Raw genomic sequence first — 23367 nt, 5'->3', positions numbered from 1 at the left:
TCAATCATCTTCTGCGCATTCGGGGCGTCCGTCCCGGGCGGGGACATCCCTGTCCGCATCCCGCACTGCATCCATGAACCTCCGCATCCTGCGGATGTCCTTCTTACCTTCGGTCTCCGTCCCGGAGCTGGTGTCCACCGCGAACGGCCTCAGGCGCCTCACGGCGTCCCCGACGTTCTCCGGCGTCAGCCCCCCGGCCAGGAAATAGTCCCTGTCGGCTTCCCGCAGGAGCGACCAGTCGAAGGCCCTCCCGGACCCGGAACCCCCGTCCAGCATCACGAGGTCCGCCGAGGACCCCATGGCCAGGCGTACATCTTCTGCGGTCTCCGGGCGGAAGCATTTCATGACCGTCCCGGAGGTCATCCCCCTGAGGCGGCCTATGTATTCTTCCGTCTCGCTGCCGTGGAGCTGGGCTATGTCCACGATCCCTTCGTTGAGGAAGCGGGCGACCCTCTCCGGCGCATCGTCCACGAAGACGCCTACGCGGGAAATCCCCGGGCGGACGGCCTCCGCCAGCTTCTCGGCCGTAATGTCGTCGACGGTCCTGCGGAAGCCCTTCGCCAGGATGAACCCGGCATAGTCCGGGCGGGCCTCGTTGACGAAGCTCACGTCCTCAGGGGTCCGGTTGCCGCAGAACTTGACCTTGGTCAACAGACTCCCCTCAGATGTGCCAGCATGCCTTTCCTGTCCGTGGAGCGCATGAGCGTCTCCCCTATGAGGACGGCGTCCGCCCCCGAGTCCGCGAGCGTGCGGACGTCCTCCGGGGTCCTGATCCCGCTCTCCCCCACGAATATCACGTCGTCCGGGACCAGCGACCTCAGGCGGGCGCTGTTCCTCGGGTCGACGGAGAAGTCGGCCAGGTTGCGGTTGTTCACGCCGATTATCCTCGCGCCGGCGGAGACGGACCTGCCGATGTCGAAGGCGTCGCGGCATTCCACCAATGCTGAAAGTCCCAGGCTGTCGGCCGTGCGGATGAAGTAGGACAGCCTGTCATCGTCGAGCAGGGAGCTGATGAGCAGGACTGCGGACGCGCCCAGGGCCTTGGCCTCGTAGATCATGTACTCGTCGACCACGAAGTCCTTCCTCAGGCACGGTATCTTCACCGACGAGGCGATCTCGCGCAGGTACTCGGTGCTCCCCAGGAACCAGCGGGGCTCGGTGAGCACGGAGATGGCGTTGGCCCCTCCGGCCTCGTAGTCCTCGGCAATGCTGAGGTACGGGAAGTCCCTGGCTATTATGCCCTTGGAGGGGGACGCCTTCTTCACCTCGCAGATGAAGGAGATGCCGCCGCGCGAACGGAGGGCCTTCTCGAAGGGGAAGCCGGTATCGGACCCCATCATGCGGGCCCTCTCGCGGAGGACCTTCATGGGCACGCGCCTGCGGGACTCCTCCACCCTGGCCCTCGTGTCGGCCGCTATGTCGTCGATGATGCTGCTGCTCATGTTCTCAGATGTTGGACAGCTCCTTCAGGGAGTCGAGCTGCCTGAGCGCGGAACCGTCGGCCAGCAGTTTCCTGGCCAGTTCGACGCCGTCGGCCATGTCCGCCGCCTTGCCGGCGCAGTAGAGGCCGGCCGCGGAGTTCAGGAGGACGATGTCGCGCTTAGGCCCGTATTCTCCGCTCAGGATGTTGCGGGTGATCTTGGCGTTGGCCTCGGGGGAACCGCCGGAGGCATCGGATTTCATGCATCTCCCTATCCCGAAGTCTTCGGGGGCGATCTCGTAGGAGTCGTACTTCCCCCCGTTGACCTCGCACACGGAGGTCGGGGCGCTGCAGGAGATCTCGTCGAACCCGTCCTGCCCGTAGACCACCATGCCCTTTTCGACGCCCAGCTGGGTCAGCACGCGGGCGAGCGGGTCGACAAGGGACCTGTCGTAGACGCCGAGCACCATGTAGGCGGGGCGGCCGGGGTTGGTGAGCGGGCCGAGGATGTTGAAGACGGTCCTGATCCCGAGCTCCTTCCTTATGGGCCCGACGTACTTCATCGAGCTGTGGTAGTCCTGGGCGAAGAAGAAGCACATGCCAGGGTCCTTCAGGAGGCTGACGGCCTTCTCCGGGCTCTGGTGGATGTTGACCCCCAGCGCCTCGAGGACGTCGGCCGCCCCCGACTTGGAGGACGCCGCCCGGTTGCCGTGCTTGGACACCTTGGCTTTGGATGCGGAGATGACGAACGCGGAGGTGGTGGAGATGTTGAAGCTCCCGGCACCGTCCCCGCCGGTCCCCACGATCTCTAGGGTCTTGTAGGGGTTGTCCACCTTCAGCGCATGGTCGCGCATGGCTGCGGCGCACCCGGATATCTCGTCGATGGTCTCGGCCTTGGTGCTCTTGGTGGACAGCGCCGCCAGGAACGCTGCGTTCTGGGTGGGCGTGGTCTTGCCGGTCATGATCTCGTCCATGACCTGGTAGGCCTCATCGTAGGTGAGGTCCTTCTTGTCAACGATCTTGATGATTGCTTCTTTTATCATATTGTCCGCTCCTTCTTCCCGGTCTCGATTCCCGCTATCGCAAGGAAGTTGGCCAGTATCTTCGTCCCCTCGGGGGTCATCACCGACTCGGGATGGAACTGGAGGCCGTAGACGCGGCCCCCCTTCAGCCTCACGGCCATAATTTCGCCGTCGTCCGTCTCTGCTATGGTCTCCAGGCATTCCGGCATCGTCGACGGGTCCGCCGCCAGCGAGTGGTACCTCGCCACGGTGATGCGCTCCGGGAGCCCCCTGAATATGGGGTCCTCCGTGTCGATCTTTGCTTCGGACGTCTTGCCGTGCATCAGGTGCTTGGCGTGGACAATCTTCGCCCCGTACGCCTGGCATATAGCCTGGTGGCCGAGGCAGACGCCCAGGATGGGGTACTTCCCGCCCAGCTCCCTGACGGTGTCCACGCTCACGCCCGCGTCCTCCGGCCTGCCAGGGCCGGGGGAGATGATGATGGCCTGGGGGGCGAGGGCGTCGATCTGCTTCACGGTCATCTCGTCGTTCCTGACCACGCGGATGTCTGGGTCAAGCTCTCCGATGCACTGGTACAGGTTGTAGGAGAAGCTGTCGTAGTTGTCGATGAGCAGTATCACAGGTCCTCATCCTCCGCTTTCTTCAGGGCGAAGACCACGGCCGCGGCCTTGTCGAGGCATTCCTTGTATTCTCTGTGCGGCTGGGAATCGGCGACGATCCCTGCGCCCGACCTGATGAAGACCTTGCCGTTCTTCTTGTAGGCGAGGCGGATGCCGATGCAGAGGTCCAGGTTCCCGCCGAAGCCGATGTAGCCGAACCCGCCGCCGTAGATCCCGCGCTTGCAGTTCTCCAGGGAGTTGATGATCTGGCACGCCCTGATCTTGGGGGCCCCGGACAGGGTCCCGGCCGGGAGGACGGCGCCGACCGCGTCGAGAGCGTCCTTACCGCGGGCGATCTCTCCGCGGACGCTGGACCCGATGTGCATCACATGGGAGTAGCGCTCGATGCAGTGGAACCTCTCCACCTTCACCGTCCCGAACTCGGAGATCTTCCCGATGTCGTTCCTGCCGAGGTCCACCAGCATGTTGTGCTCGGCGAGCTCCTTGGGGTCCTTCAGCAGGCCCTCGGCGAGCTCCCTGTCCTCTTCCTCGGTCTTCCCGCGGGGGCGGGTGCCGGCCAGGGGGAAGGTGTGCAGGATGCCGTCCTCCAGCTTGACCAGGGTCTCCGGCGAGGCGCCGGCGACTTCCATGTCGGAACCGGAGAAGTAGAACATGTAGGGGGAGGGGTTGACCGTCCTCAGCACCCTGTAGGTGTTGAAGAGGCTGCCCTCGTAGTCGGCCTCCAGCCTGTTCGAGAGGACCACCTGGAAGATGTCCCCCTCGTAGATGCGCTCCTTGGCCTTCTCGATCATGGAGCAGTACTGCTCCTCGGTGAAGAACGGCCTGATCTCGGACTTCAGGCGGCCGGAGAGGTCCGGCTTGGGCGCCCCGTGCCTGACGATCTCCTCCATCTGGCGGATGTCGGACTCGGCGCGGTTGTAATCGGTGTCCAGCCTGCTCAGGTTCACGTTGGCGATCAGGAGGAGCTTCTGGGCGAAGTTGTCGAAGACCACGACCCTGTCGAAGAGCATGAGGTCGATGTCGTTGAACATCTCATCATCCTTCGCGTCCAGGTCCAGCGACGGCTCGGCGTATTTCAGATAGTCGTAGGAGAAGTATCCGACGAGGCCGCCGGTGAACGGGGGGAACCCGTCGACCTTCGGGCTCCTGTACTTGCCGAGGACCTGCCTGATGTAGCTGTTGGGGTCGCGGGTCTCGAACTCGAGGTCGCCGACCTTCATCTTCCCGTTGCGGATGCTGATCCCCATCTTGGGGTCGAACCCGAGGAAGGTGTAGCGTCCCCTCCTCTTGGTCGCATCCGCGCTCTCGAACATGTAGCAGTGGCCCGAGACGTTCATCAGCGCCCTCATGACCTCGATGGGGGTCCTGAAGTCGGAGAGGATCTCCCTGCGCACGGGGCAGATGTCGTACCTGCCGTCCGCGGCGTACTTCCTGACCTCCTCGATGGTTGGTGTGAGCATTTTTCTCATCTCTGTATTCTTATGTACATTAATGATGTTTTAAGAACGATACTTGGAATCTGGCTCAGGGATATAAATCTATGTCTTAAAAATGGTATTAATGAACATAAATATGCATTATTATGCGCAAAAATGCAGGGTACACCGGTGCAGAATACGCTGGAGAGACTGCATGCCAGGAGCGGTTCAGCGCAGAAATCGGAATGAGAACAGAAGCAGGAAGTGGTTTGGGAAGAGGTTTGCCGGGAAGAAATCCCTCGGATCAGGCGCTGTTCTTCATCGCGTCGTAGCCCATGTCGAAGGCGGCGGCGTTGAGGTCCCTGAACTTGGCCGGGACGGTCTCGAGGAGGACCTCCTTGAGCAGGTCCTTCCCGATCGGGAACCCATCGGCGGCGGCCACGGCGCCGATCATGACGGCATTGGCGGCCACGGCCTTGCCGGCCTTCACGGCAATCTCCGTTGCCCTGACGGTGAGGACGCGGCTGCAGCTCTTCTTCGCTTCGGCGACCAGGCTGCCGATGTCCGGATAGGTATCGAACCCGGCGGCCACGTTCCCGGGGTAGACCGGATCGAGGTTCATGAGGACGACCGATCCGCGGTTCCCCATCGGAAGGCTGCGGACGGCCTCGACCGGCTCGAAGGCCATGATGAGGTCGGCATTGCCGGCTGCCTCGAGGGGGCTGTAGACCTCGTCCCCGAACCTGACGGTGGAGGTGACGCTGCCGCCCCTCTGGGCCATCCCGTGGACCTCGCTCATCATCACCCTGTGCCCGGCGCGCATCGCGGCGTTCCCGAGCACCATGGAGGCGAGCAGGACCCCCTGCCCTCCGACCCCGACGATCTGGACTGAGTACTTCATTGCCTCACCTCTATGCACTTCTTGGGGCAGACATCGGCGCACATCCCGCACCCGATGCACTGGGACGGGTCCACCTGCACCGCGCCGTCCTTCTTGATGAGGGCGGGGCAGGCGATGGTGTTCAGGCAGGTGTAGCATCTGACGCACCTGTCCTGGTCCACAACGCAGACCTTCTTCTCTAGCCTCTTCTCCTTCTTAAGGAGCAGGGGGCAGGGGCACTTGCTGATGACCACTGCGACCCCGTCGAACGCGAGGGCCTCCTTCATGACGTCCGCGGCCGCCCTGACGTTGTACGGGTTGACGGTGCGGACGAACTTCACTCCCAGGCCCTTCACGACGCCCTCGATGTCGACGGCATCGGTGTCAATGCCTCCGAAGTGGCGCCCGGTGCCGGGGTTGGGCTGGTGGCCGGTCATGGCCGTGGTGCGGTTGTCCAGGATGACCATGACGATGTTGTGGTGGTTGAACAGCGCCGAGGTCAGCGGGGGGACGCCCGCGTGGAAGAAGGTGGAGTCCCCGATGAACGAGATCGGCTTCTGGTCGGTGGCCTGCGCGAAGCCTCCGGCGGCCCCTGCGCCCCCGCCCATGCAGATGATGAAGTCCGCGGTGCGGAAGGGAGGCTGGACGCCGAGGGTGTAGCAGCCGATGTCGGAGCAGTAGACCACGGGGGTCTTGCCGACGGCCTTCTTCACGGCGGCGTACATCCCGCGGTGGGGGCATCCGGCGCAGAGCGACGGGGGCCTTCCGGGGATCTTCAGCGAGCTCTTGGGCATGGGCTCGGGGGTCTCCCTGACATCAACGAGGCCTTTCAGCCTCTTCATGGTGTCCGGGGAGTACTCCCATTCCCTCGGGAGGGTGCCGTCCCTCTTGCCGTGCACCGGGACGGAGATGCCGTTCTGGGCGCAGATCCTGAGGACCTGGTCCTCGAGGAAGGGCTCGAGCTCCTCGGCGACGATGACCATCCTCTTGCCTCTGACGAAATCGGCGATCTTCTTCTCCGGCACCGGGTTGGTAAACCCCAGTTTGAGGATGGAGACGCCGGAGACGAACTCCTTCACATAGCAGTAGGCGACGCCGGAGGTGATGACGCCGACGTCCCCGCTGCCCTCGATGCGGTTCAGGGGGGAGCTCTCGGAGAGCTCTTCGGCCGCCTTCATCTTCTCCAGCAGCCTGACGCGGTTGTGGATGGCGTAGGCCGGGATGTTGACGAAGCAGGCGTCGTCCTTGTCGAAGTGTCCCTTGGCGGGGGTATCGGTGCGGATCTTCCCGAGCTCGACAGGGGACCTGGCGTGGTTGACGCGGGTGGTGGTCCTGTAGAGCAGCGGGAGGCCGAGCCGCTCCGATATCTCGTAAGCGGGGGCGATGAAGTCCTTCGCCTCCTGGGGGTTCGAAGGCTCCACCATCGGGATGAGGGCGAGGGTCGAGTAGTACCTGTTGTCCTGCTCGTTCTGCGAGCTGTGCGCCGAAGGGTCATCTGCGGACATGATGAGCATACCCGCCCTGACGCCGGCGTAGGCGAGGGTCATCATGGGATCGGCGGCCACGTTAAGCCCGACATGCTTCATGAACGTGAACGACCTGACGCCCGACGATGCGGCGGCCGCGGCCACCTCGACCGCTGTCTTCTCGTTGGACGAGAACTCGAAGTACATGCCGGCCTTGTCCGAATATACCTCGAGGAGGTTCCCGACCTCTGACGAAGGAGTGCCTGGATATGTCGAGGCGAACCTGACCCCAGCCTCGAACAGGCCGCGGGTGATCGCCTCGTTCCCGAGGAGCAGCTGCTTCCCGTTTTCTGCTAGAAGATCTGCCATGCGATTCATTTCCCGGAAGGGCCGAAAACCCTTCCAACATGCTTCCGCATGGAATCTTCCTTTATATTATGCGCGCGGGAATGGACATATATGGCGGGGACACAGGCATATGCGTTCTGCCCGCAGACCGCCGGAACAGACCTGATATCGGCGCTCCCGCTGCATGCAGACCGTTCCGTGTATATACCCAGAGAACGGATAGTCCGAGCATGGCATTCGACGGCAGAGCGAACATCGTCGAGATCGACGACAGCGACAGGGTGGTCGTCTTCGATCTTTACCGGAAGAAGAAGATCTCAGGGACGAAACTGGGCCCCATCCTGGGCGTCAGCGACCTCTCCACCCCCTTCAAAGTATCCCTGGAACTCGCCGGCATATATCCGGGGGACCCCAGGAACAAGTACATCGATGCGGGGAACGCCCTGGAACCGGTGATCAGGAATTACGTGAGGAAGAACGCCCAATCCCTCCTTCCCGGCATACTGGGTATACCGCAGTCGGAGCAGCTGACGGTGGAGGAGCCGGTCCCCCGCGAGAAATGCGGATACGATCATTTCCACGACAGCAAGGTCTTCGGCGGTCTGGTCGACGGCTATATCGGGTACGAAGGGAGGAGGCAGGCCGTCCTGGAGATCAAGACCTCCGGCAACCGCCCCAAATGGCTGGACTCCGAGGGGAAGGTATCGGTCATCCCGGAGACCTATATGCTCCAGGCGGGGCTGTACGCCCAGCTTTCCGATCTCGACAGGATCGTCTTCGCCGTCGGCTTCCTGGAGGACCAGGATTACGACCGTCCCGGGAACTGGGTCCCTTCGCCGGAGAACTGCGCGGTCATCGCCGTCGACCGTCCGGACATGGCCAAGCCCATGGAGGATGCCGAGGCATGGTACCACGAGTACATAGACAGGGGGGAGACGCCGCAGTGGACCGATGCCGACGCCGATCTCGTGAAATGGCTGAAGTCCTACGACCCGAAGGCCGCCTTGAAAGCGAGGAAAGGGAACGGGGGCAGCGGGCACAGAAGGCGCTTCTGAAGAGGATCCGGCTCGGAAGCCGATGCCCCACCCCCGTATCAGGGGAGCGTGAAGCAGGCCTGTCCTCAGGGATGTGTCATGCTCCGTGCACGCGGGAGCAGACGCGAACGATATAAACCAGGTAAGCATCTGCGGTTCAGCTGCAGGGGTAGCCGAGCCAGGTCAAAGGCGCAGGACTTAGGATCCTGTACTTAGCGTTTCCGGGGTTCGAATCCCCGCCTCTGCACCTGAGTTTTCTTTATCTGGCATATCTGTTCCGCATAGCTGCGGATCTTGAATCCTTTCCGTTCAGGCAGCGGATCCTGCATGTTCTGATCCGGCAGGAAAATCTGGGATCTGGAACATTTTTAGATCCCGAAAAAATCTTGAAACGGTTTGCCGGGGGAGGCGGTGCCTCCCCGGATCTCAGGCCTTCTCAGCCAGCCTCAGGGTGCCGTACTTGAACACCTTGGAGGGGCACTCGCGCTCGCACCTGTAGCAGGCGGTGCCGAGGCAGTTCTTGGTCTGCACGGTGGCCACTCCGTCGTCGGAGATGGTCAGGGCCTTCTCGGGGCAGTTCCTCTCGCACTTCCTGCAGACGGTGCAGCCGTCCATCTTCCCGACGAGCTGGGTCCCGATGTCGTGGATGATCGTGAGGCCGTTCACTCCGAGGTCCTGGATGTCCCTGGTGACCATGCGGTGGACGTTGGCGTGCCCGCGGGCCTTCGGAAGGGCCTGGATGCCCTCGACAGCATTGTTCCTGTTGTATTCCTCGAGGCTCATGCCCTCCTCCCAGAAGGAGAGCTCCTGCATGTAGATCTGCTCGAAGACGTGGTCCGACGCGAACATGACGTGGTTGGCGCGGATGCCGTTGGCGATGTCCTGCAGTTTGTCGAGGAGCTCCGGGTCCCTCAGGACGTCCTCGGCGAGCGCCAGGGAAGTGTTGCCCCACTGGTAGATCTCGGTCGAGGTCGGGGGTATGAGGCCGACGTCGCGGGCCTTCATGGCATCCACATAAGTTCCGGACGCGCCCGCCATGTACATGGTGTGCATGTCGTCGAACTTGATACCGGCATGTTCCAGGAGGGTGAAATGCCCCGCCCTCATGGCGCCGATGGCCTTGGCTGCCTCGGATATGTCGTGGGAATCGACGTAGATGCCGTCCTGGAGGTGCATCCTGCCGTCTGAGGTGGTGAGCTGCCCCTTCCGCCAGAGGTGCTCGTACTGGGCGACGGCCACAGCCGCGATGACGCCGGTCCCGGTGATCCCCTTCGCCTTGCCGTCCATCGGGCCCTTCTCCATCTCCTGCTCCAGGGCGAAGTTTATGAGGTCCCCGTCCTGGGGGGAGATGCTGTCGTCGAGGACCTTGCATCTCCACGAGAAATCGTACTCGAGGTCGCTGATGGCGCCGGGGGCCGCCAGCATCCCGCAGCGGATGGACTGCCCCTCCATGGCCGGACCCGCGGCGGCGGACCCGGTGTAGATGTCGTCGCCGACCTTGAGGGCCATCTCGGCGTTGGTACCGTAGTCGGTGACCATGCAGTTGGCCTTCTGCTCCAGGAATCCGGACTTGTACATCATGGCGAGGGCGTCGGCACCGATCTCGTGCCTGATCGCCGGCGGGACGTAGAGCTCGGTGCCGTCGGGGACGTCGAGGCCGACGTCGACGGCGGAGAACACCCCCGCATCCCTCTTCTGCTCCTTGATCCCCCTGGCCTTCTTGGCGTTCTCGCCTGCGAAGGCGAGGTCGTCGACGGGGATCCCCTGGAACAGGGACATCTGGATCGGGTTGCCGCAGATGGAAACCTTCTCGATCTGGTGCTTGTCGATGCCGAGCGCGTTGATGACCTTGTTCTCGGTGTCGATGAGGATCTCATGGGCCACCTGGTTGCCGTTGTTGATGCAGAATGTGAGATGGTCCATCACGTTGGCGCCAGGCAGGGGGTGGCATTCGGTCGTGACGGTTTTCAGCACTTTGTTGTTGGATAGGTCGATGGCGTGCGCTCTGCTGCCTGATGTTCCTACATCGATGGCGATTCCTATGCTCATAGAGACTCCTTCTTGATGTGCCGCCGGTTGGCACGGAAACGGTTTTCCCCCGCGGCCGGCGCAGAGCCGGCCGAAGTCGTTTAACACTACTTAGAGGACAGTTCATCCTATTTAGGATGTCTGGCTCTTGCGGACCTGATCGGGGACTGGACTGTCACTCGTCATGATGCTTGTGGCAGCAGCACCCGTGATGGTGCTCTTCTCCGTCATCATCGTCATGGTGGTGGTGCTCGTGCTCATCATGATGGTCGTGATGGTGGTCGGGCCTCAGCTTCCCGTTCTCGTCGAGAAGGGAACTCATGTCCTCGTCATCATGGCAGCAGCAACCGTCATGGTGGTGGTGCCCGTCCTCATCATGGTCATCGTCATCATGGCAGCAGCATCCGTGATGGTGCTTTTCCTCATCATCGTCATGGTGGTGATGCTCATGCTCTTCCTCCTCATCATGGTCGTCATCCTCATCCCCGTCATGGTGATGGTGGTGATGGTGATGCTTCAGCGATTCCGGGTCGATGGCGTAGTCGAGCCCGGAATCATCGATGGCATGCAGCATGACATGGGTGAGCTCGTGCTCATCGACGTCGAGGACGGCGCACATGAAGTTGAACTTGACCTCGTCCTGGCGGGCCATGGTGCCGTGGTGCTCGACCCCGTTGTCCATGTCGATGAGGTTCAGGGTTATCCCGGTGCCGTCGTCCTTGTAGACTGCGGCCTTGATGTGGCCGAGAAGACAGCCAGATTCGCCCTGGACGTACTTTCCGACGGCCATCAGGGCATCGGCGAGCCTTGCCTCGGCGTCGGTGTTGAAGTTGAAGATCTTCCCGGTGAAGCCGGCGGCGGCGCCCCCGGCCTCCTCGATGGAGTTCTCGTGGTGGTGCTCGTGCTCCTCGCTCATTCTATCATCTCGTAGACCTTGTCGAGGTTGTCCCCGGTCTTGACGGACACCGGGATGACCTTGGTCTCGGGGAAGCGCTCATGGAGCCAGGCGGAGGCCTCCTCGATCTGCCCGGGTTTCGCGAGGTCGGACTTGTTGATGAGGATGAAGTCCGAGGCGCGCATCTGGCCGGTGAAGAAGTCCTCCCTCTTGGTGACCAGGTCGTGGAACCTCTGCACATCGGCGATGCCGATGACGACGTCCTTGTCCTCGTCGATGCAGGAGGAGCGGACGAGGTTCTTGACCTTCCCGGGGAGAGCGAGCCCGGTCGGCTCGATGATGATGATGTCTGGGTCGATGTCGTTCTTGATGTTCCTGAGCGCGTTCTGGAGGGTCCCGGCGAGGGTGCAGCAGATGCATCCCTGCGGGAGCTCGATGGCATCGTATCCCTGGGCCTTGAGGGTCGCCCCATCGACGCCGATCTCGCCCGACTCGTTGACGACGATCGCGACCCTCTCCTTCTTCTGGCCGAGCATGGTGGCGAGCCTCATGAGCAGACTGGTCTTTCCGCTTCCGAGGAAGCCGCCGATGATGTAGACAATCATACCCGAAACTAATAAAAAGAAGTATAAATAGAGTTTTCTGACCGCATAACAGTGGTAGTACGGGATGCAGGACGGCCTGCGGTCCGGCCGTACCTGGCTGTTCTCATACTCCCTATATTCTATTCTTATCCTATAAGTAGGGAGGAGGGGCAGGGCGGGACGGTTCAGGCCATCAGCTCATAGACCCTGCCGAGGTTCTCGCCGGTCTTGACGGACACCGGGATGACCTCGGTCTCGGGGAAGCGTTCCGACAGCCAGGCCATCGCGCTCTCCATGTCCCCGGGCCTTGCGAGGTCGGATTTGTTGATGAGTATGAAGTCCGAGCCCTTCATCTGCTCGACGAAGAATCCTTCTCTCTTCTTGATGAGGTCCTTGAACCTCTGAACATCGGCGATGCCGATGACGATGTCCTTCTCCTCCCCGGCGCCTGTCTGCTCCGCCATCTCCTTTACCTTTCCAGGCATGGCGAGCCCGGTAGGCTCGATGATGATGACGTCCGGCGACCTCTCCTTCTCGATCTGCCTGATGGTGTCCTGCAGGGACCCCGCCAGGGTGCAGCATATGCAGCCCTCGGGGAGCTCATAAGAATCATACCCGCGCTGCTTCAGGGTCTCGCCGTCGACCCCGGACGATCCGGACTCGTTGACGATTATGGCAACGTTCTGCCCTTTCTCCGTGAACTGGGCGGCGAGCCTGATCAGAAGGCTGGTCTTCCCGCTGCCCAGGAAGCCTCCCAGGATGATTATCCGCATGCATCCGATTAGGCAGACCGATTATTAATCAGTTGACGGCGGGCCGGTGCCTGTCGTTATTTAACTGTTTCTGTTTCGAACGCAGTCCGAATCAATATACAATTTATGATTGGATGTATATTCCACTAATCTATTATTTAAATCTATTCTAAAAATGACGGTGTTGGATATCCATTAGGAAATAGAATTAAATACCGAAATCAGCATGTTTTACACATCAGGACAAGAAGCGTCCTGTTGGAGGAAGAAGAATTGATCAGCATCGAAGGTGTGGATTTCTCTAAAATCCTGACCCGCTACGATCTCCAGCTGGAGAACGACCTCTCTCCCGAAGAGATGGCCAAGAAAATGCTCCCGACCGACCCCATACTGAAGAACGTGGCCGAGAAGGTCATGTACATGAAGTTCAAGGAGGTCATGCCCGCTGTGTCCGATGCTCTCGCCAAGGGCGTCGACCCCCTCGTCATCATCAACGACGGACTCGTCGCCGGTATGGACATCGTCGCCAAGTTGTACGCTGAGCACGTGTACTACCTCCCCGAGATCATGATGGCCGCCAAGACCATGGAAATGGGAATCAAGGTTGCCGAGAAGAAGATCCAGGGCGGAAGGCAGACCAAGGCCCTCTGCGTTATGCACGCTGTCGAGGGAGACCCCCACGACATCGGAAAGAACATCGCTGCCGTCATGATGAGGGCCGCCAACTACACCGTCGTCGACATGGGACGTGACGTTCCGATCACCGACGTCGTCGCCAAGGTCCAGGAGCTCAAGGACGCGGGAACCCCGCCCATCTTCGTCTCCGGAACCGCTCTGATGACCACTACCATGTCCGCTTTCCCCAAGGAGGCGGCCGAGTTCGTCAAGAAAGGCTGGAACATCCCCCTGATGGGATGCGGAGGAGCAGTCAACAGGGAGTTCGCGAACAGCTACGACCTCGGAATCTACTCCAGGAAGGCGCCTCAGACCCCGCTCATCGCCCAGAAGATCCTCGACGGATACGACTGGAAGAAGATCAGGGAAGACTGGGACAACATCGTGGGAGGCAACTGAAATGGCATCGATCAAATACACCTCAATGGCTTACAAGAACGCGGACGACATGGTCATGGGAACCGCCGTCCATCCCTCTCCCCAGGGATACGGCCTCAAATTCGGAGCCGGCATGGTCATCCCCGAGATCAACCACGCCCCCAGGCCCGGAAGGGAGAAGGATCCTGAGACCCTCAGGAAAGAGTACTGCGACTACATCACCACCGACGAGCTCAACAGGGCCGTTACCGCCGGAATGCCCGCCCTCTTCATCGAGACCGAGTGGGTTTCCCAGATGTCCGACCCCAAGCTCTCCATCCCCGTCGTCGAGGGCCAGAACGAGCTCTGCGAGAAGTACCACGAGGAGTACGGCATCCTGACCGGAACCAGGCAGACCATCCCCGACAAGAGGGAGCACGACCACGGACTCAGGACCGGCATGGACACCGTCCACGCCTACCCCGAGGACTTCTGGTCCTGCTGCGACATCGCCTGCGAGAACGGTGCATCCAACCTCTCCGTCGAGTCTGTCGGCGGAAAAGAGTGCGCTGACTACGCCGTCACCCAGGGAGACGTCGTCGCCTTCCTCTACGGTGTCGGATACCTCGCCTGCTACGACATGGAGTACGTCTGGAACGGAATGGTCGACGTCGCCAAGAGGAACAGGGTCGTTCCCGGCGGAGACACCGACTGCTCCGGAGCGAACGTCGCCATGTTCATGTCCGGCGGAATGCTCGACCAGGATGTCCAGAAGACCTTCTCCGCGGTCACCCGCGCCATCTCCGCTTCCAGGTCCCTTGTGGCCCGCGAGTGCGGTGCGCTCGGACCCGACAAGGACTGCGGATACGAGGGAGTCATCTGCAAAGCGATCGACGGAAAGCCCATCACCTGCGAGGGTAAGAACTGCCAGTGCGCCCACTGCGACCTGCAGGGCAACCTGATCGCCGCCTGCTGCGACGCCTGGTCCAACGAGTCCGTCGAGTACCACCCCGAGTTCGGCGGATCCTCTGTCCAGTGCTGGCTCGGATCCCTCGGATACGAGTGCGCTCTGATGAACACCGCTATCCAGACCAAGCAGGCCAAGACCCTGAGGGACCTCTACACCATCACCGACCTGACCAGGTCGCCTGAGGCCTTCATCCTGGCTTACAACAACGCGTTCGAGATCGGAAAGGCCATCGCTGCCGAGGGCAACGACTACTACCTCAGGTCCAGGGCCGCTGCGCTCAAGGCCATCGAGCTCATCGAGGGCGGATACAACTCCAAGCTCCTGCCTCTCACCAAGAAGCAGTACGAGGTCCTCGAGAAGTGCAAGACGGACATCAACGCCCTGCCCACCGAGACCGACAAGTTCGCGGAGCAGTGCGCGGCCAAGTACGTCGGCACCATCCCCAACCTCAACCTCAAGAACTACGGATTCTGAGATCTGAGCGAGAGTTGATTGCCAAAAACCCTTTACCCCCGGCTCCGGCCGGGGGCTGTTTTCTCTACTCTATCGGCCGTGTGATTCCTGCGCGGCCTTCCTTCTTAATCGCGACTAATCTATTGTTAAATTATTAATAGTGCTTAACTATTGATAACGCTGAGGAAACTCAGGAGATCATATTGAGGGAAGATACCCAGCTGATCCACGGATACGGGAAGGAAGACCCCCTCACAGGGGCAGTGAACGTGCCTATCTACCAGACCGCCACATTCAGGCAGCCGGAGCTGGGGCGCTGCCTGGGATACGAATATTCGAGGACCGGCAACCCCACCAGGGCTGCGCTCGAGAGGGAGATCGCCGTCCTGGAGCACGGCACCGCGGGCTTCGCGTTCGCCTCCGGGATGGCGGCCATCGCCGCCGTCCTCTCGCTCTTCCGGAGCGGGGACAGGATCCTCATCTCCTCCAACGTCTACGGAGGGACGTTCCGCATCCTCGACAAGGTGTTCAGCAATTTCGGGATCTCATATTCCATAGTCCACACCGAGGATGCAGAGAAATTCGAATCAGAGATTACGGCAGATGCGAAGGCCGTCCTCATCGAGAGCCCCGCGAACCCGCTGATGACCGTCACGGACATCGCCGCCGCCGCGCAGGCGGCGAGAAGGCACGGGCTGCTGACCATCGTGGACAACACCTTCATGGGGCCCTATCTGCAGAAGCCCCTCGATCTCGGCGCCGACATCGTGGTCCACTCGGCCACCAAGTACATCGGAGGGCACTCCGACGTGGTCGCCGGGCTCGCGGTGGTGAAGGACAAAGGGCTGGCGGAGCGCCTGGCGTTCATACAGAACGCTTCGGGAGGCGTCCTGGGACCATTCGATTCCTACCTGCTCATCAGGAGCCTCAAGACCCTGGGGGTCAGGATGGAGAGGCACTGCTCCAACGCCCAGTACATAGCGGAGCATCTCGCCGCCGACCCGAGGATAGCCAAGGTCCACTATCCGGGGCTCCCGACAGACCCAGGGTATGAGGTGAACCGCCGCCAGGCGAGCTCCGGCGGAGGGATGATATCGTTCGAGTTCGCGCCCGGGTATGATTACCGGAAGTTCCTGAACTCGGTGAAGCTCATCGCCCTGGCGGAGTCCCTGGGCGGGGTGGAGTCCCTCATCTGCCATCCTGCGAGCATGACCCACGCATCGATCCCGAAGGAGATCAGGGAGAAGGTCGGGATCACCGACGGGCTGGTCAGGCTGTCCGTCGGCATCGAGGACAGGGACGACATCCTGGAGGACATCGGCCGGGCGCTCGATGCCTCGAAGATCTGAACTGTTTCGGAAACAGGAAGAGAAGGGGAGCATACGAGATACCTCAATTCGATACAGGACGGGATCGGGAACACCCCGATCCTGAAGATAAACAACTTCGATATCCCGAATGGGAACAGGATATTCGCCAAGATGGAGCTGTTCAACCCCGGAGGTTCCGTCAAGGACCGCGTCGGGATGCGCATGATTGCCGACGCGGAGGCGCAGGGTACCCTGCACAGAGGGGACACCATCATCGAGGCGACCGCCGGGAACACCGGCATCGGCATCGCCCTCGCAGCACTGAACCGCGGGTACAGGGTGGTGTTCGTGGTGCCCCTGAAGTTCTCCAAGGAGAAACTGGCCATCATGAAGGCGCTGGGCGCGGAGATCGTCCACACGCCGAGGTCCGAGGGGATGCTCGGGGCCGAGCGCAAGGCCAACGAGATCGTCGCCGGGGACCCGGAGCATACCCACATGATGAAGCAGTTCCGGAACATGTCCAACCCCGCCGCCCATTACGCGACCACGGGGCCGGAGATCTACCGCGACCTCGACGGGCGCATAGATTACTTCGTGGCGGGCGCCGGCTCCGGAGGGACCTTCACGGGCGTGGTGAAGTACCTGAAGGAAAGGAAACCGTCCGTCGAAGGGGTCCTTGCGGACCCGGTCGGGTCCACTATCGGCGGCGGGGAGCACGGCGACTACGACATAGAGGGCATCGGCAACGACTTCATCGCCGACACCATGGACATCAGCCTGGTGGACAGAGTGATCAAGGTCAGGGACTCCGACGCCATGGACACCTGCCGGGAGCTGGCGAGGCGCGAGGGCGTCATGGCCGGGTCGTCGTCGGGAGCGGCGCTCTGGGCCTCGCTGAAGCTCGCGGAGCAGGTGAAGGACAGCGACATCGTCACCATATTCCCCGACCGCGGGGAGCGCTATTTCTCCAAAGGCCTCTGGGGAGACCTGGACAGCGACTGAGGTCTGCGGCCTTCGGCCCGTCCTCCGGGCCGGCCGCGCTCCCTGTCGCTCATGAAAAACGATATAGTTCCGAGCCCTTAGGTCTGCTGGAGGGACTCGAAACGGCCGAAAAACAACTGACACAGGATGCCAAGACCATGCTTGGCGACTACCGCAAAGCGATAGTGGCCATGGCACTGCCGATGTTCGTGTCCCTGATGGTGGCGCAGCTCAACACCTTCGTCGACACCTTCTGGTGCTCGTCGCTCGGCGAGACCGCTCTCGCCGCCGTCGGCATAGTGGCCTCGTTCTACCTGATCATCGTCGGCATCGGGTCAGGCGTCGGAATCGGAATTTCCTCTACCATAGCGGCCAAGATCGCCCGCAAGAACAAGGAAGGGGTGGACAGGGTGGCCACCGTGTCCCTGAAGTTCATGCTCGCGGTCGGCCTGATCTGCGTCCCGGTGTTCCTGCTGATCGGGGACCCCATACTCCAGCTGGTGGGAGGGGACGATACCTATGCCGAAGGAAGCGACTACGGGTTCCCGTTCTACATCTGCGCCTGGATCCTCGTGATGCAGGGGGTCTGCGCCGGTATCCTGAGAGGAGAGGGCGCATCCCGCAAATCGATGTACATCCTTGTCATAGCCGCCCTGCTGAATATAGTGTTCGACCCCCTGTTCACGTTCGTCTTCGACTGGGGGATCGCCGGCCTGTCCTGGGCGACCGTCATGGCCACCGCCATCTCGCTCATCCCGTTCATCTACTGGTACTTCGTCAAGCCGGAATCGGTCTATGCCGATGTGAAACTGAGGAAATACCCGGTGAAAAGGGACGACCTCGACGACTTCCTGGCCGTCGGCATCCCGAAGACAGTGGAGCTCGATGTGATGTACAGCGTCAACTTCCTGCTCAACTACTTCGTGGTCTACTGCTGGGGCTCGTACGGTTTCGCTGTCTATGTGACCGCGTACAAGTATGTCGACCTCATCCTGGTGCCGTCGGTGGCCCTGGCCGGCGCTCTGGTACCGGTGGCCTCAGCCGCATTCTCCGCCCGCAACTACGAGAAGCTCAGAGCGGCTTATGCCTACTCCATGAAGGCCGCTGCCGCGATCACGCTGGTCCTGGCCGTCATCTTCTTCGCTGCCATGGATTGGGCGGTGATCCTGTTCACCTACGATGATAGCACCATCGGCATGCGCGGGGACATGATCCACGTGGCCAGGATCCTCCTGGTGGTGGCGGTGCTGTTCGCCGGCATCAACATATCATCAGCGCTGCTGCAGTCCATAGGCATGGCGAGGGCCTCGCTGTTCAGCACCATCATCCGCAACATGCTCATCATCGTGGCATTCTGGTTCGGCGGGATGGTCCTGGTATCGCCGGACGCCATCTGGTGGGGGTTCGACCTCTGCGAGGTGTTCGGCGTGGCGCTCATGGCGGCCTGGGCCGAATACGGCATACGGCTGAGGACGGGAGAGAAGGGCCCGGCGAACCATCATCACCGTATCTCGGAATGAACTTCGCCGGACGCTGTCCTGCAGATGTGCCAGATGTTGGATTCTAATCTGTTCCGCACATCTCCCGCCGGATGGCTGAGAGATTATCCATCTCCCTGCCGTGTGTTATCCGGAAGAATGCTGTGCAGCATGACCCAGCCGACATCTTGTTTATACACAGTTTTATAAACGGCGGTTCCCTAAGGAACTCCGGGAGAGCTAAATGTCAGAGATTACCGAAGGAACATGGTTCGCATACCAGCTTACCGCATCCCGCGGCGGGAGATCGCACAATGAGCCCTCCATCGAGAAGTACACGGTCGCCAAGATCGACGGCGACAGCGTCACGGTCAAGCTGGAGGTCAACGCTGTTCCCAAGGGAGAGCTCCATACCACCAAGGACTGCGGTTCCTACATCTTCAGCCTCGAAGGCCTGGAGAAGAAAGGCGCGGAAAACATCAAGACCCAGTTCGGGCATGTTTATGCCAACATCTACGAGTTCAACGGGGGCGGCAGGTCCGAGAGGATCTTCCTCGGCAAGGACAACGTCGTCTTCAGGGACGTCAGGACCGTGATGCAGGAGGACGGTTCCCTGTACACGGAGAACCGCGAGCTCTGCTGGACCAGCATGAAGCTCTGAAAGGCGTCCGATGCAGAATACCCAGTATGCCGGATTGGCGGTTGTGGTCGTCATCCTGAGCATGGGGGTGGCGCTCATGGGGTACATGATGCTGTCGTTGACGGATGACGGCGATGACCCCGAGTACTCCCTGTCGGACACTGCGGTATTCAACGGAACGGAAACCGCCTGCAGCGGCACCGTCGAGTACAAGAACTATAATGAATCCGACTGGGAGGATCTGATCGGATTCACGCTGAAGGCATCGTGCGGGGACGACTCGGTGGACGATGAGTATATTATCATCATCAACGCCGAGAGCAAAGTGCCGGAGAGCGGCTATACCCAGATCGGCACCGACGGGGACCTCGGCATATGGACGGTATCGGACACCTCGACAAGCAGCGAGGACGGCACCGCGACGTACTGGGTCGATTCCGACGGAACGGTCGCGAAGATGACCGTCCTGCACAATGGATACACTTACACTGTCAGCAGGGTATGAGAGGAGGCATTGCTCCCTTTTTACGCCTGAGATCAGGAAAGTGTTCTTCAGGTAGCCGTATTCTATGTAACGCTTCCCTTTGAAGACCTTCTTCTGCACGTCCCTTATGGCCATGACATCGGAGAAACCTGCGGCCTTCATCATGCGGAGGTCCTCGGCCGGACGGTCCGCATCCCTGGACCACAGCGATTCCAGGCTCTTCTGCTCATCGGGATCCGGCTCTATGGCGTGGGCGTTGCCGTCCTTGGCGCGCATCCTGAAAGCCTGTTTCCTCCAGATCCGGCTGACAAGGGAATCTCTGTTGTATTTTCCGGAATCGACATAGGCGACGATGCCGGAAGGGGCGAGGACCCTCATCCATTCGGACATGGCCTTCTCGGGGTGCGGGATCGCCCAGAGAGCGTAGTTGCTGACGATGGCATCGAACGATCCGTCGGCGAAGGGCAGGTCCTCGGCGTCTCCGCGGACTGCTGTCACCGGTATGCCCCATCTGTCTGAGTTCCGGCGCACGGCCTCGATCATGTTCTCCGCGAAATCCAGGGCGGTCACGTCGTAACCCATGTCGGCGAGCGCGAGAGCCTCGGTGCCGGGCCCGCATCCGACGTTCAGGATCCTTCTGCCGTGTTCGGCGAGGACTTCCGAGTACAGCGCCTGCCAGTTCTTCCGGTCGTATTCCAGGGACTTCTCGGTGTAGTTCTCGTAGCTTTTCCAGTCCCTGTTGAAATGATGCCTGATGTTCTCTTCCGTCGGGTCCCCTCCTTTCTCCGAATCTGCCTATGCTGAAAATGCGAGAACGGGGGCATGGCCCCCGAGATGTTTCACTGGGCGTAGACGAGCAGGGTGATTTCGTAGACGGCCTCGTCGAACTCGTCCTCGACGGCCTTGGACGTATCGGCGTACTTGGCGGCGATCATGTAGGTGCCGGGGGAGTCCACAGGGAACTCGAACCTTCCGTCAGCGTCAGTAATGAACTTCACTGTATCGGAGGCGCCCTTCTTCACGACGTTCACTCTGAGGTTCGCTTTGGGTTTCCCTTCATAGAATATCTGGGTCTTCACTTTCGAACCTGCCTTGGGCTTAGCGGTATCGACGGTGATGTCGAGGTCGGAGAAGAGCACATCGGGTGCTTTTCCATCATCCGAGACGATCGCCTTGCACGCCAAACTGTAGGCTGCGGAGTATTTCACGTTCCTGAAGTCCCTTTTGATCCCGCGGGACCAGCCCTCGTCGTTCTCGATCCACGGCACGGAGTCCGAGGTGTAGTAGACGGTGTACGGACCGGCCCCGACGTCGGGGAACTTCACGCGGAGGCAGTTGTCCTCCGGCCCCTGCTCATATTTGATGTCGGCCTTGCCTTTGGCGTCGAAGATGGCGACGTTCGCGTAGTCTATCGGCATAGGCCTGTCGTTGACCATGTGGTGGCCGTAGTTGCCGTCTATGACGATCTTCCCGTCTTCTTTTCTAGGGTTCTCCAGCCAGGTCTCGTGGCCGTAGAGCATCCTGCACTGGCTTCTGACGAACTCTGGGTCTTGATCGTAATAGGGGTCCATGTGCGGTAATACTAATTTATGAATAAATAACATTCTTCGTTCCAGGCCGGGCCCGGAGAGGAAGCAGTTTCTCAGGCCCTGGTCTGCAGCCAGAGCTCGGTCATGATGGTGTCAACCTTGGTGATCTCTGCGCTCGGGAACTTGTAGGTCTTCCCGGAAGTGTCCATCAGGGTGATGTGATCGGGTTTGGATGTCACTTTGATGACCTTCTCGGCCACTACGTTCTCATCATCATGTCCGTCCAGGTATACAGTGAACTCGCACATTTCCTCACATCCCTACAATGGATTCGATCCTCTTCTCGACGGCGGTCAGATCTTTCACGGCATTGCTGTTCGGATAGGCATCCAGCAGAGTCCTGTTGTCCCAGTCGGCCTGTATGACTGCGCGGTCGTAACTGATGCGGACGGTATCTTCAGGACCTACTCCGACCATTTCAGCCATCCTGGCGGCATCCGTCGGGTTCTCGGACTTGTTGACCACCAGCAGATTCCTTCTGACATCGAGGTCCCTGGCCAGTTTCATAACCTGCCTGGAGACCTCGGCAGACTTCGGGGTGGGCTCCGACAGGATCATATTGAGGTCGAATTCCTTTGCCAGTCCGCGCCCGAAGATCTCCGGTCCTGCCTGGGAGTCGACGATAGCGATATCGTACTTCTCCTCGCAGGCGTCCGATTCGAGATAGTTCAGCAGGACCTTCACCAGCGCTATCGCGGAGCATAGGCACCCGCTGCCGCCCTCGGGTACGGCGCCCATGACCACTATCCTGATGCCGTCAGGATTCACCCGTGAATGCTTCTCTATGACTTCTTTCCCGATCGCTTCGGCGCCCTCTTCTTCCAGTTCATCGCTGATCTCAGCCTTGTCCTCTGTTATGGTAGGAGTCTCCAGGAAGGGAATGCCCAGCGTCATCGCGAGGTTCATGCTGGGGTCTGTGTCGAAGACGATGACCTTCTTCCCTGCACGGGCCATGATGGTGGCCACGGTCGACATGGTGGTGGTCTTTCCCACTCCGCCTTTCCCGGTCGCGATGATCTTCTTCATTGTCTCTGTCTGGTAATAATTATGATTAATTTAAAACATACTAATTGCGATTGATTTTTCAATTCGTAATCGATAGTGCCGCCGATGATTACAGGGGTCATGGTCCTGGGCTTCGATTCAGAGATACCAGAATGCCGCAGGGTCACGGAAGAGTGCGTCCGCAGATTGGCGGAAAGGGGGCATTCCAACGTGGCCGGGGCCTTTTACAGAGGGCACCCTTCGGAAACGGAAGCATTGGATGAGCTGACCGCCATGCATGCAGACCCTATCGTCGTCCTGCCGCTGGTAGTTTCGGAGGGAGAGCTTTCGGTTCACAGGATGCCGAAGGCGATGGGAATGCCGGATAACTGCTGCTCGTTCACCTATGATTCCGAAGGGCACGAGGCGGCCGTCAGGTTCTCGACCTCATTCAACTGGCACATCAAGGTGACTGAACTGTTGGAGAAGAGGATAATGGAGGCCGGAGGCCGTTCCGGGGACGGAATCCTGCTGATCAGGCACGGTTCTTCCATGTCATACTCCGCCAAGGATTCCGCCAAGCATGCCGAGAGGCTGAGGGAGAAAGGATACACGGTCGAGGAAGCGTCGCTGTCCGAGACGGGAAGCATCGGGAAGGCTCTGAGCAGGCTTAGAGCGGAGGTTGCAGGCAGGATCATCGCAGTTCCGCTCACGATCGTATGGACGGAGCGCTCTGCACAGATACTTGCCGGAGCTTCGGAAGGGGAGGAAATGACGATGGCCGCCCCGCTCGGAGCGGACGGCCTTATGATAGAGGTCATGGAATCTAAGATCCCCGAAGGATGGCGACGGACTCCCGGATATGCAGGAAAGGCATTGTGCCAGATCTTTGTGAAACATCTCGCTGTTGCATTATACGGCAGCGATGATTGTTACGATTATTTGATTTCTTATTATTAAATACATGAAGCCGATACAC

23 protein-coding genes and 1 tRNA gene are annotated in these 23367 nt (G+C 60.5%); 10 read left to right on the top strand and 14 right to left on the bottom strand.

The window, feature by feature from the left end; all coding sequences use genetic code 11:
* The 7 genes from O8W32_01375 to iorA form a co-directional block, all read right to left on the bottom strand.
* A complete protein-coding gene (locus tag O8W32_01375) occupies positions 1–651 on the bottom strand; it encodes a phosphoribosylanthranilate isomerase (GenBank protein WII09494.1) in 651 nt (216 codons plus the stop codon).
* Entirely contained in the window at positions 648–1442 is a 795-nt protein-coding gene (gene trpC / locus O8W32_01370; GenBank protein WII09493.1) for an indole-3-glycerol phosphate synthase TrpC, read from the bottom strand. Before trpC ends, O8W32_01375 begins: the two co-directional genes overlap by 4 nt.
* A 4-nt stretch (positions 1443–1446) precedes the next feature.
* Positions 1447–2463, bottom strand: coding sequence for an anthranilate phosphoribosyltransferase (gene trpD / locus O8W32_01365; protein WII09492.1), 1017 nt, complete (start codon positions 2461–2463; stop codon positions 1447–1449).
* On the bottom strand, positions 2460–3062 hold the full coding sequence (locus O8W32_01360) for an aminodeoxychorismate/anthranilate synthase component II (GenBank protein WII09491.1): 603 nt from the start codon (positions 3060–3062) through the stop codon (positions 2460–2462). Before O8W32_01360 ends, trpD begins: the two co-directional genes overlap by 4 nt.
* Positions 3059–4522: an anthranilate synthase component I family protein gene (locus O8W32_01355; GenBank protein WII09490.1), complete on the bottom strand. Its 1464-nt coding sequence runs from the start codon at positions 4520–4522 to the stop codon at positions 3059–3061. Before O8W32_01355 ends, O8W32_01360 begins: the two co-directional genes overlap by 4 nt.
* 262 nt (positions 4523–4784) lie before the next feature.
* Positions 4785–5381 carry an indolepyruvate oxidoreductase subunit beta gene (locus O8W32_01350; GenBank protein ID WII09489.1) on the bottom strand — a complete coding sequence of 199 codons (597 nt, stop codon included), beginning with the start codon at positions 5379–5381 and terminating at the stop codon, positions 4785–4787.
* Complete coding sequence (iorA, locus tag O8W32_01345; protein ID WII09488.1) at positions 5378–7195, bottom strand: indolepyruvate ferredoxin oxidoreductase subunit alpha; 1818 nt, start codon at positions 7193–7195, stop codon at positions 5378–5380. The genes O8W32_01350 and iorA overlap by 4 nt, the downstream gene beginning before the upstream one ends.
* Positions 7196–7404: 209 nt before the next feature.
* Between iorA and O8W32_01340 the strand changes: the two genes are divergently transcribed.
* The gene (locus O8W32_01340) at positions 7405–8229 is read left to right on the top strand and encodes a YqaJ viral recombinase family protein (GenBank protein ID WII09487.1); all 825 of its coding nucleotides are present in this window, start codon (positions 7405–7407) and stop codon (positions 8227–8229) included.
* 142 nt (positions 8230–8371) lie between these two features.
* Positions 8372–8455: transfer RNA gene (locus tag O8W32_01335), tRNA-Leu, on the top strand.
* 179 nt (positions 8456–8634) lie between these two features.
* Here the strand turns inward: O8W32_01335 and O8W32_01330 are convergent.
* From O8W32_01330 to O8W32_01315, 4 genes are all read right to left on the bottom strand, one after another.
* On the bottom strand, positions 8635–10257 hold the full coding sequence (locus O8W32_01330; GenBank protein WII09486.1) for a methylamine methyltransferase corrinoid protein reductive activase: 1623 nt from the start codon (positions 10255–10257) through the stop codon (positions 8635–8637).
* 154 nt (positions 10258–10411) lie between these two features.
* A complete protein-coding gene (locus tag O8W32_01325; GenBank protein WII09485.1) occupies positions 10412–11152 on the bottom strand; it encodes a hydrogenase nickel incorporation protein HypA in 741 nt (246 codons plus the stop codon).
* A complete protein-coding gene (locus O8W32_01320) occupies positions 11149–11736 on the bottom strand; it encodes a GTPase (protein ID WII09484.1) in 588 nt (195 codons plus the stop codon). Before O8W32_01320 ends, O8W32_01325 begins: the two co-directional genes overlap by 4 nt.
* 164 nt (positions 11737–11900) lie before the next feature.
* A complete protein-coding gene (locus O8W32_01315) occupies positions 11901–12488 on the bottom strand; it encodes a GTPase (GenBank protein ID WII09483.1) in 588 nt (195 codons plus the stop codon).
* Between the two features lie 237 nt (positions 12489–12725).
* Here O8W32_01315 and O8W32_01310 point away from each other — a divergent pair, with 237 nt between their 5' ends.
* The 7 genes from O8W32_01310 to O8W32_01280 all read left to right on the top strand — a co-directional run bounded on the left by O8W32_01310 (position 12726) and on the right by O8W32_01280 (position 19836).
* Positions 12726–13541, top strand: a complete 816-nt coding sequence (locus O8W32_01310; GenBank protein ID WII09482.1) for a B12-binding domain-containing protein — start codon at positions 12726–12728, stop codon at positions 13539–13541.
* 1 nt (position 13542) lies between these two features.
* Positions 13543–14943 (top strand): methanol--corrinoid methyltransferase, encoded by a 1401-nt coding sequence (locus O8W32_01305; GenBank protein WII09481.1) that lies wholly within the window; start codon positions 13543–13545, stop codon positions 14941–14943.
* 182 nt (positions 14944–15125) lie between these two features.
* Entirely contained in the window at positions 15126–16271 is a 1146-nt protein-coding gene (locus O8W32_01300; GenBank protein WII09480.1) for a PLP-dependent aspartate aminotransferase family protein, read from the top strand.
* Between the two features lie 51 nt (positions 16272–16322).
* The gene (locus tag O8W32_01295; protein WII10035.1) at positions 16323–17234 is read left to right on the top strand and encodes a cysteine synthase family protein; all 912 of its coding nucleotides are present in this window, start codon (positions 16323–16325) and stop codon (positions 17232–17234) included.
* 137 nt (positions 17235–17371) lie between these two features.
* Positions 17372–18733 carry an MATE family efflux transporter gene (locus tag O8W32_01290; protein ID WII09479.1) on the top strand — a complete coding sequence of 454 codons (1362 nt, stop codon included), beginning with the start codon at positions 17372–17374 and terminating at the stop codon, positions 18731–18733.
* 202 nt (positions 18734–18935) lie between these two features.
* A complete protein-coding gene (locus O8W32_01285; GenBank protein WII09478.1) occupies positions 18936–19352 on the top strand; it encodes a hypothetical protein in 417 nt (138 codons plus the stop codon).
* A 10-nt stretch (positions 19353–19362) separates the two neighbouring features.
* A complete protein-coding gene (locus O8W32_01280) occupies positions 19363–19836 on the top strand; it encodes a hypothetical protein (GenBank protein ID WII09477.1) in 474 nt (157 codons plus the stop codon).
* Positions 19837–20654: 818 nt separating this feature from the next.
* Here O8W32_01280 and O8W32_01275 read toward each other — a convergent pair.
* The 3 genes from O8W32_01275 to O8W32_01265 all read right to left on the bottom strand — a co-directional run bounded on the left by O8W32_01275 (position 20655) and on the right by O8W32_01265 (position 22430).
* Positions 20655–21386 (bottom strand): DUF4198 domain-containing protein, encoded by a 732-nt coding sequence (locus O8W32_01275; protein WII09476.1) that lies wholly within the window; start codon positions 21384–21386, stop codon positions 20655–20657.
* Between the two features lie 71 nt (positions 21387–21457).
* On the bottom strand, positions 21458–21652 hold the full coding sequence (locus O8W32_01270) for a CooT family nickel-binding protein (GenBank protein ID WII09475.1): 195 nt from the start codon (positions 21650–21652) through the stop codon (positions 21458–21460).
* A 4-nt stretch (positions 21653–21656) separates the two neighbouring features.
* A complete protein-coding gene (locus O8W32_01265) occupies positions 21657–22430 on the bottom strand; it encodes an AAA family ATPase (GenBank protein ID WII09474.1) in 774 nt (257 codons plus the stop codon).
* Positions 22431–22514: 84 nt separating this feature from the next.
* Between O8W32_01265 and O8W32_01260 the strand changes: the two genes are divergently transcribed.
* Positions 22515–23348, top strand: coding sequence for a hypothetical protein (locus O8W32_01260; protein ID WII09473.1), 834 nt, complete (start codon positions 22515–22517; stop codon positions 23346–23348).
* The last annotated feature ends 19 nt before the right edge of the window (positions 23349–23367 follow it).

Source organism: Methanomassiliicoccales archaeon LGM-DZ1 (assembly GCA_030168595.1).
Classification (GTDB): domain Archaea; phylum Thermoplasmatota; class Thermoplasmata; order Methanomassiliicoccales; family Methanomethylophilaceae; genus Methanomethylophilus.
This window is presented reverse-complemented; position numbering and strand designations above follow the sequence as displayed.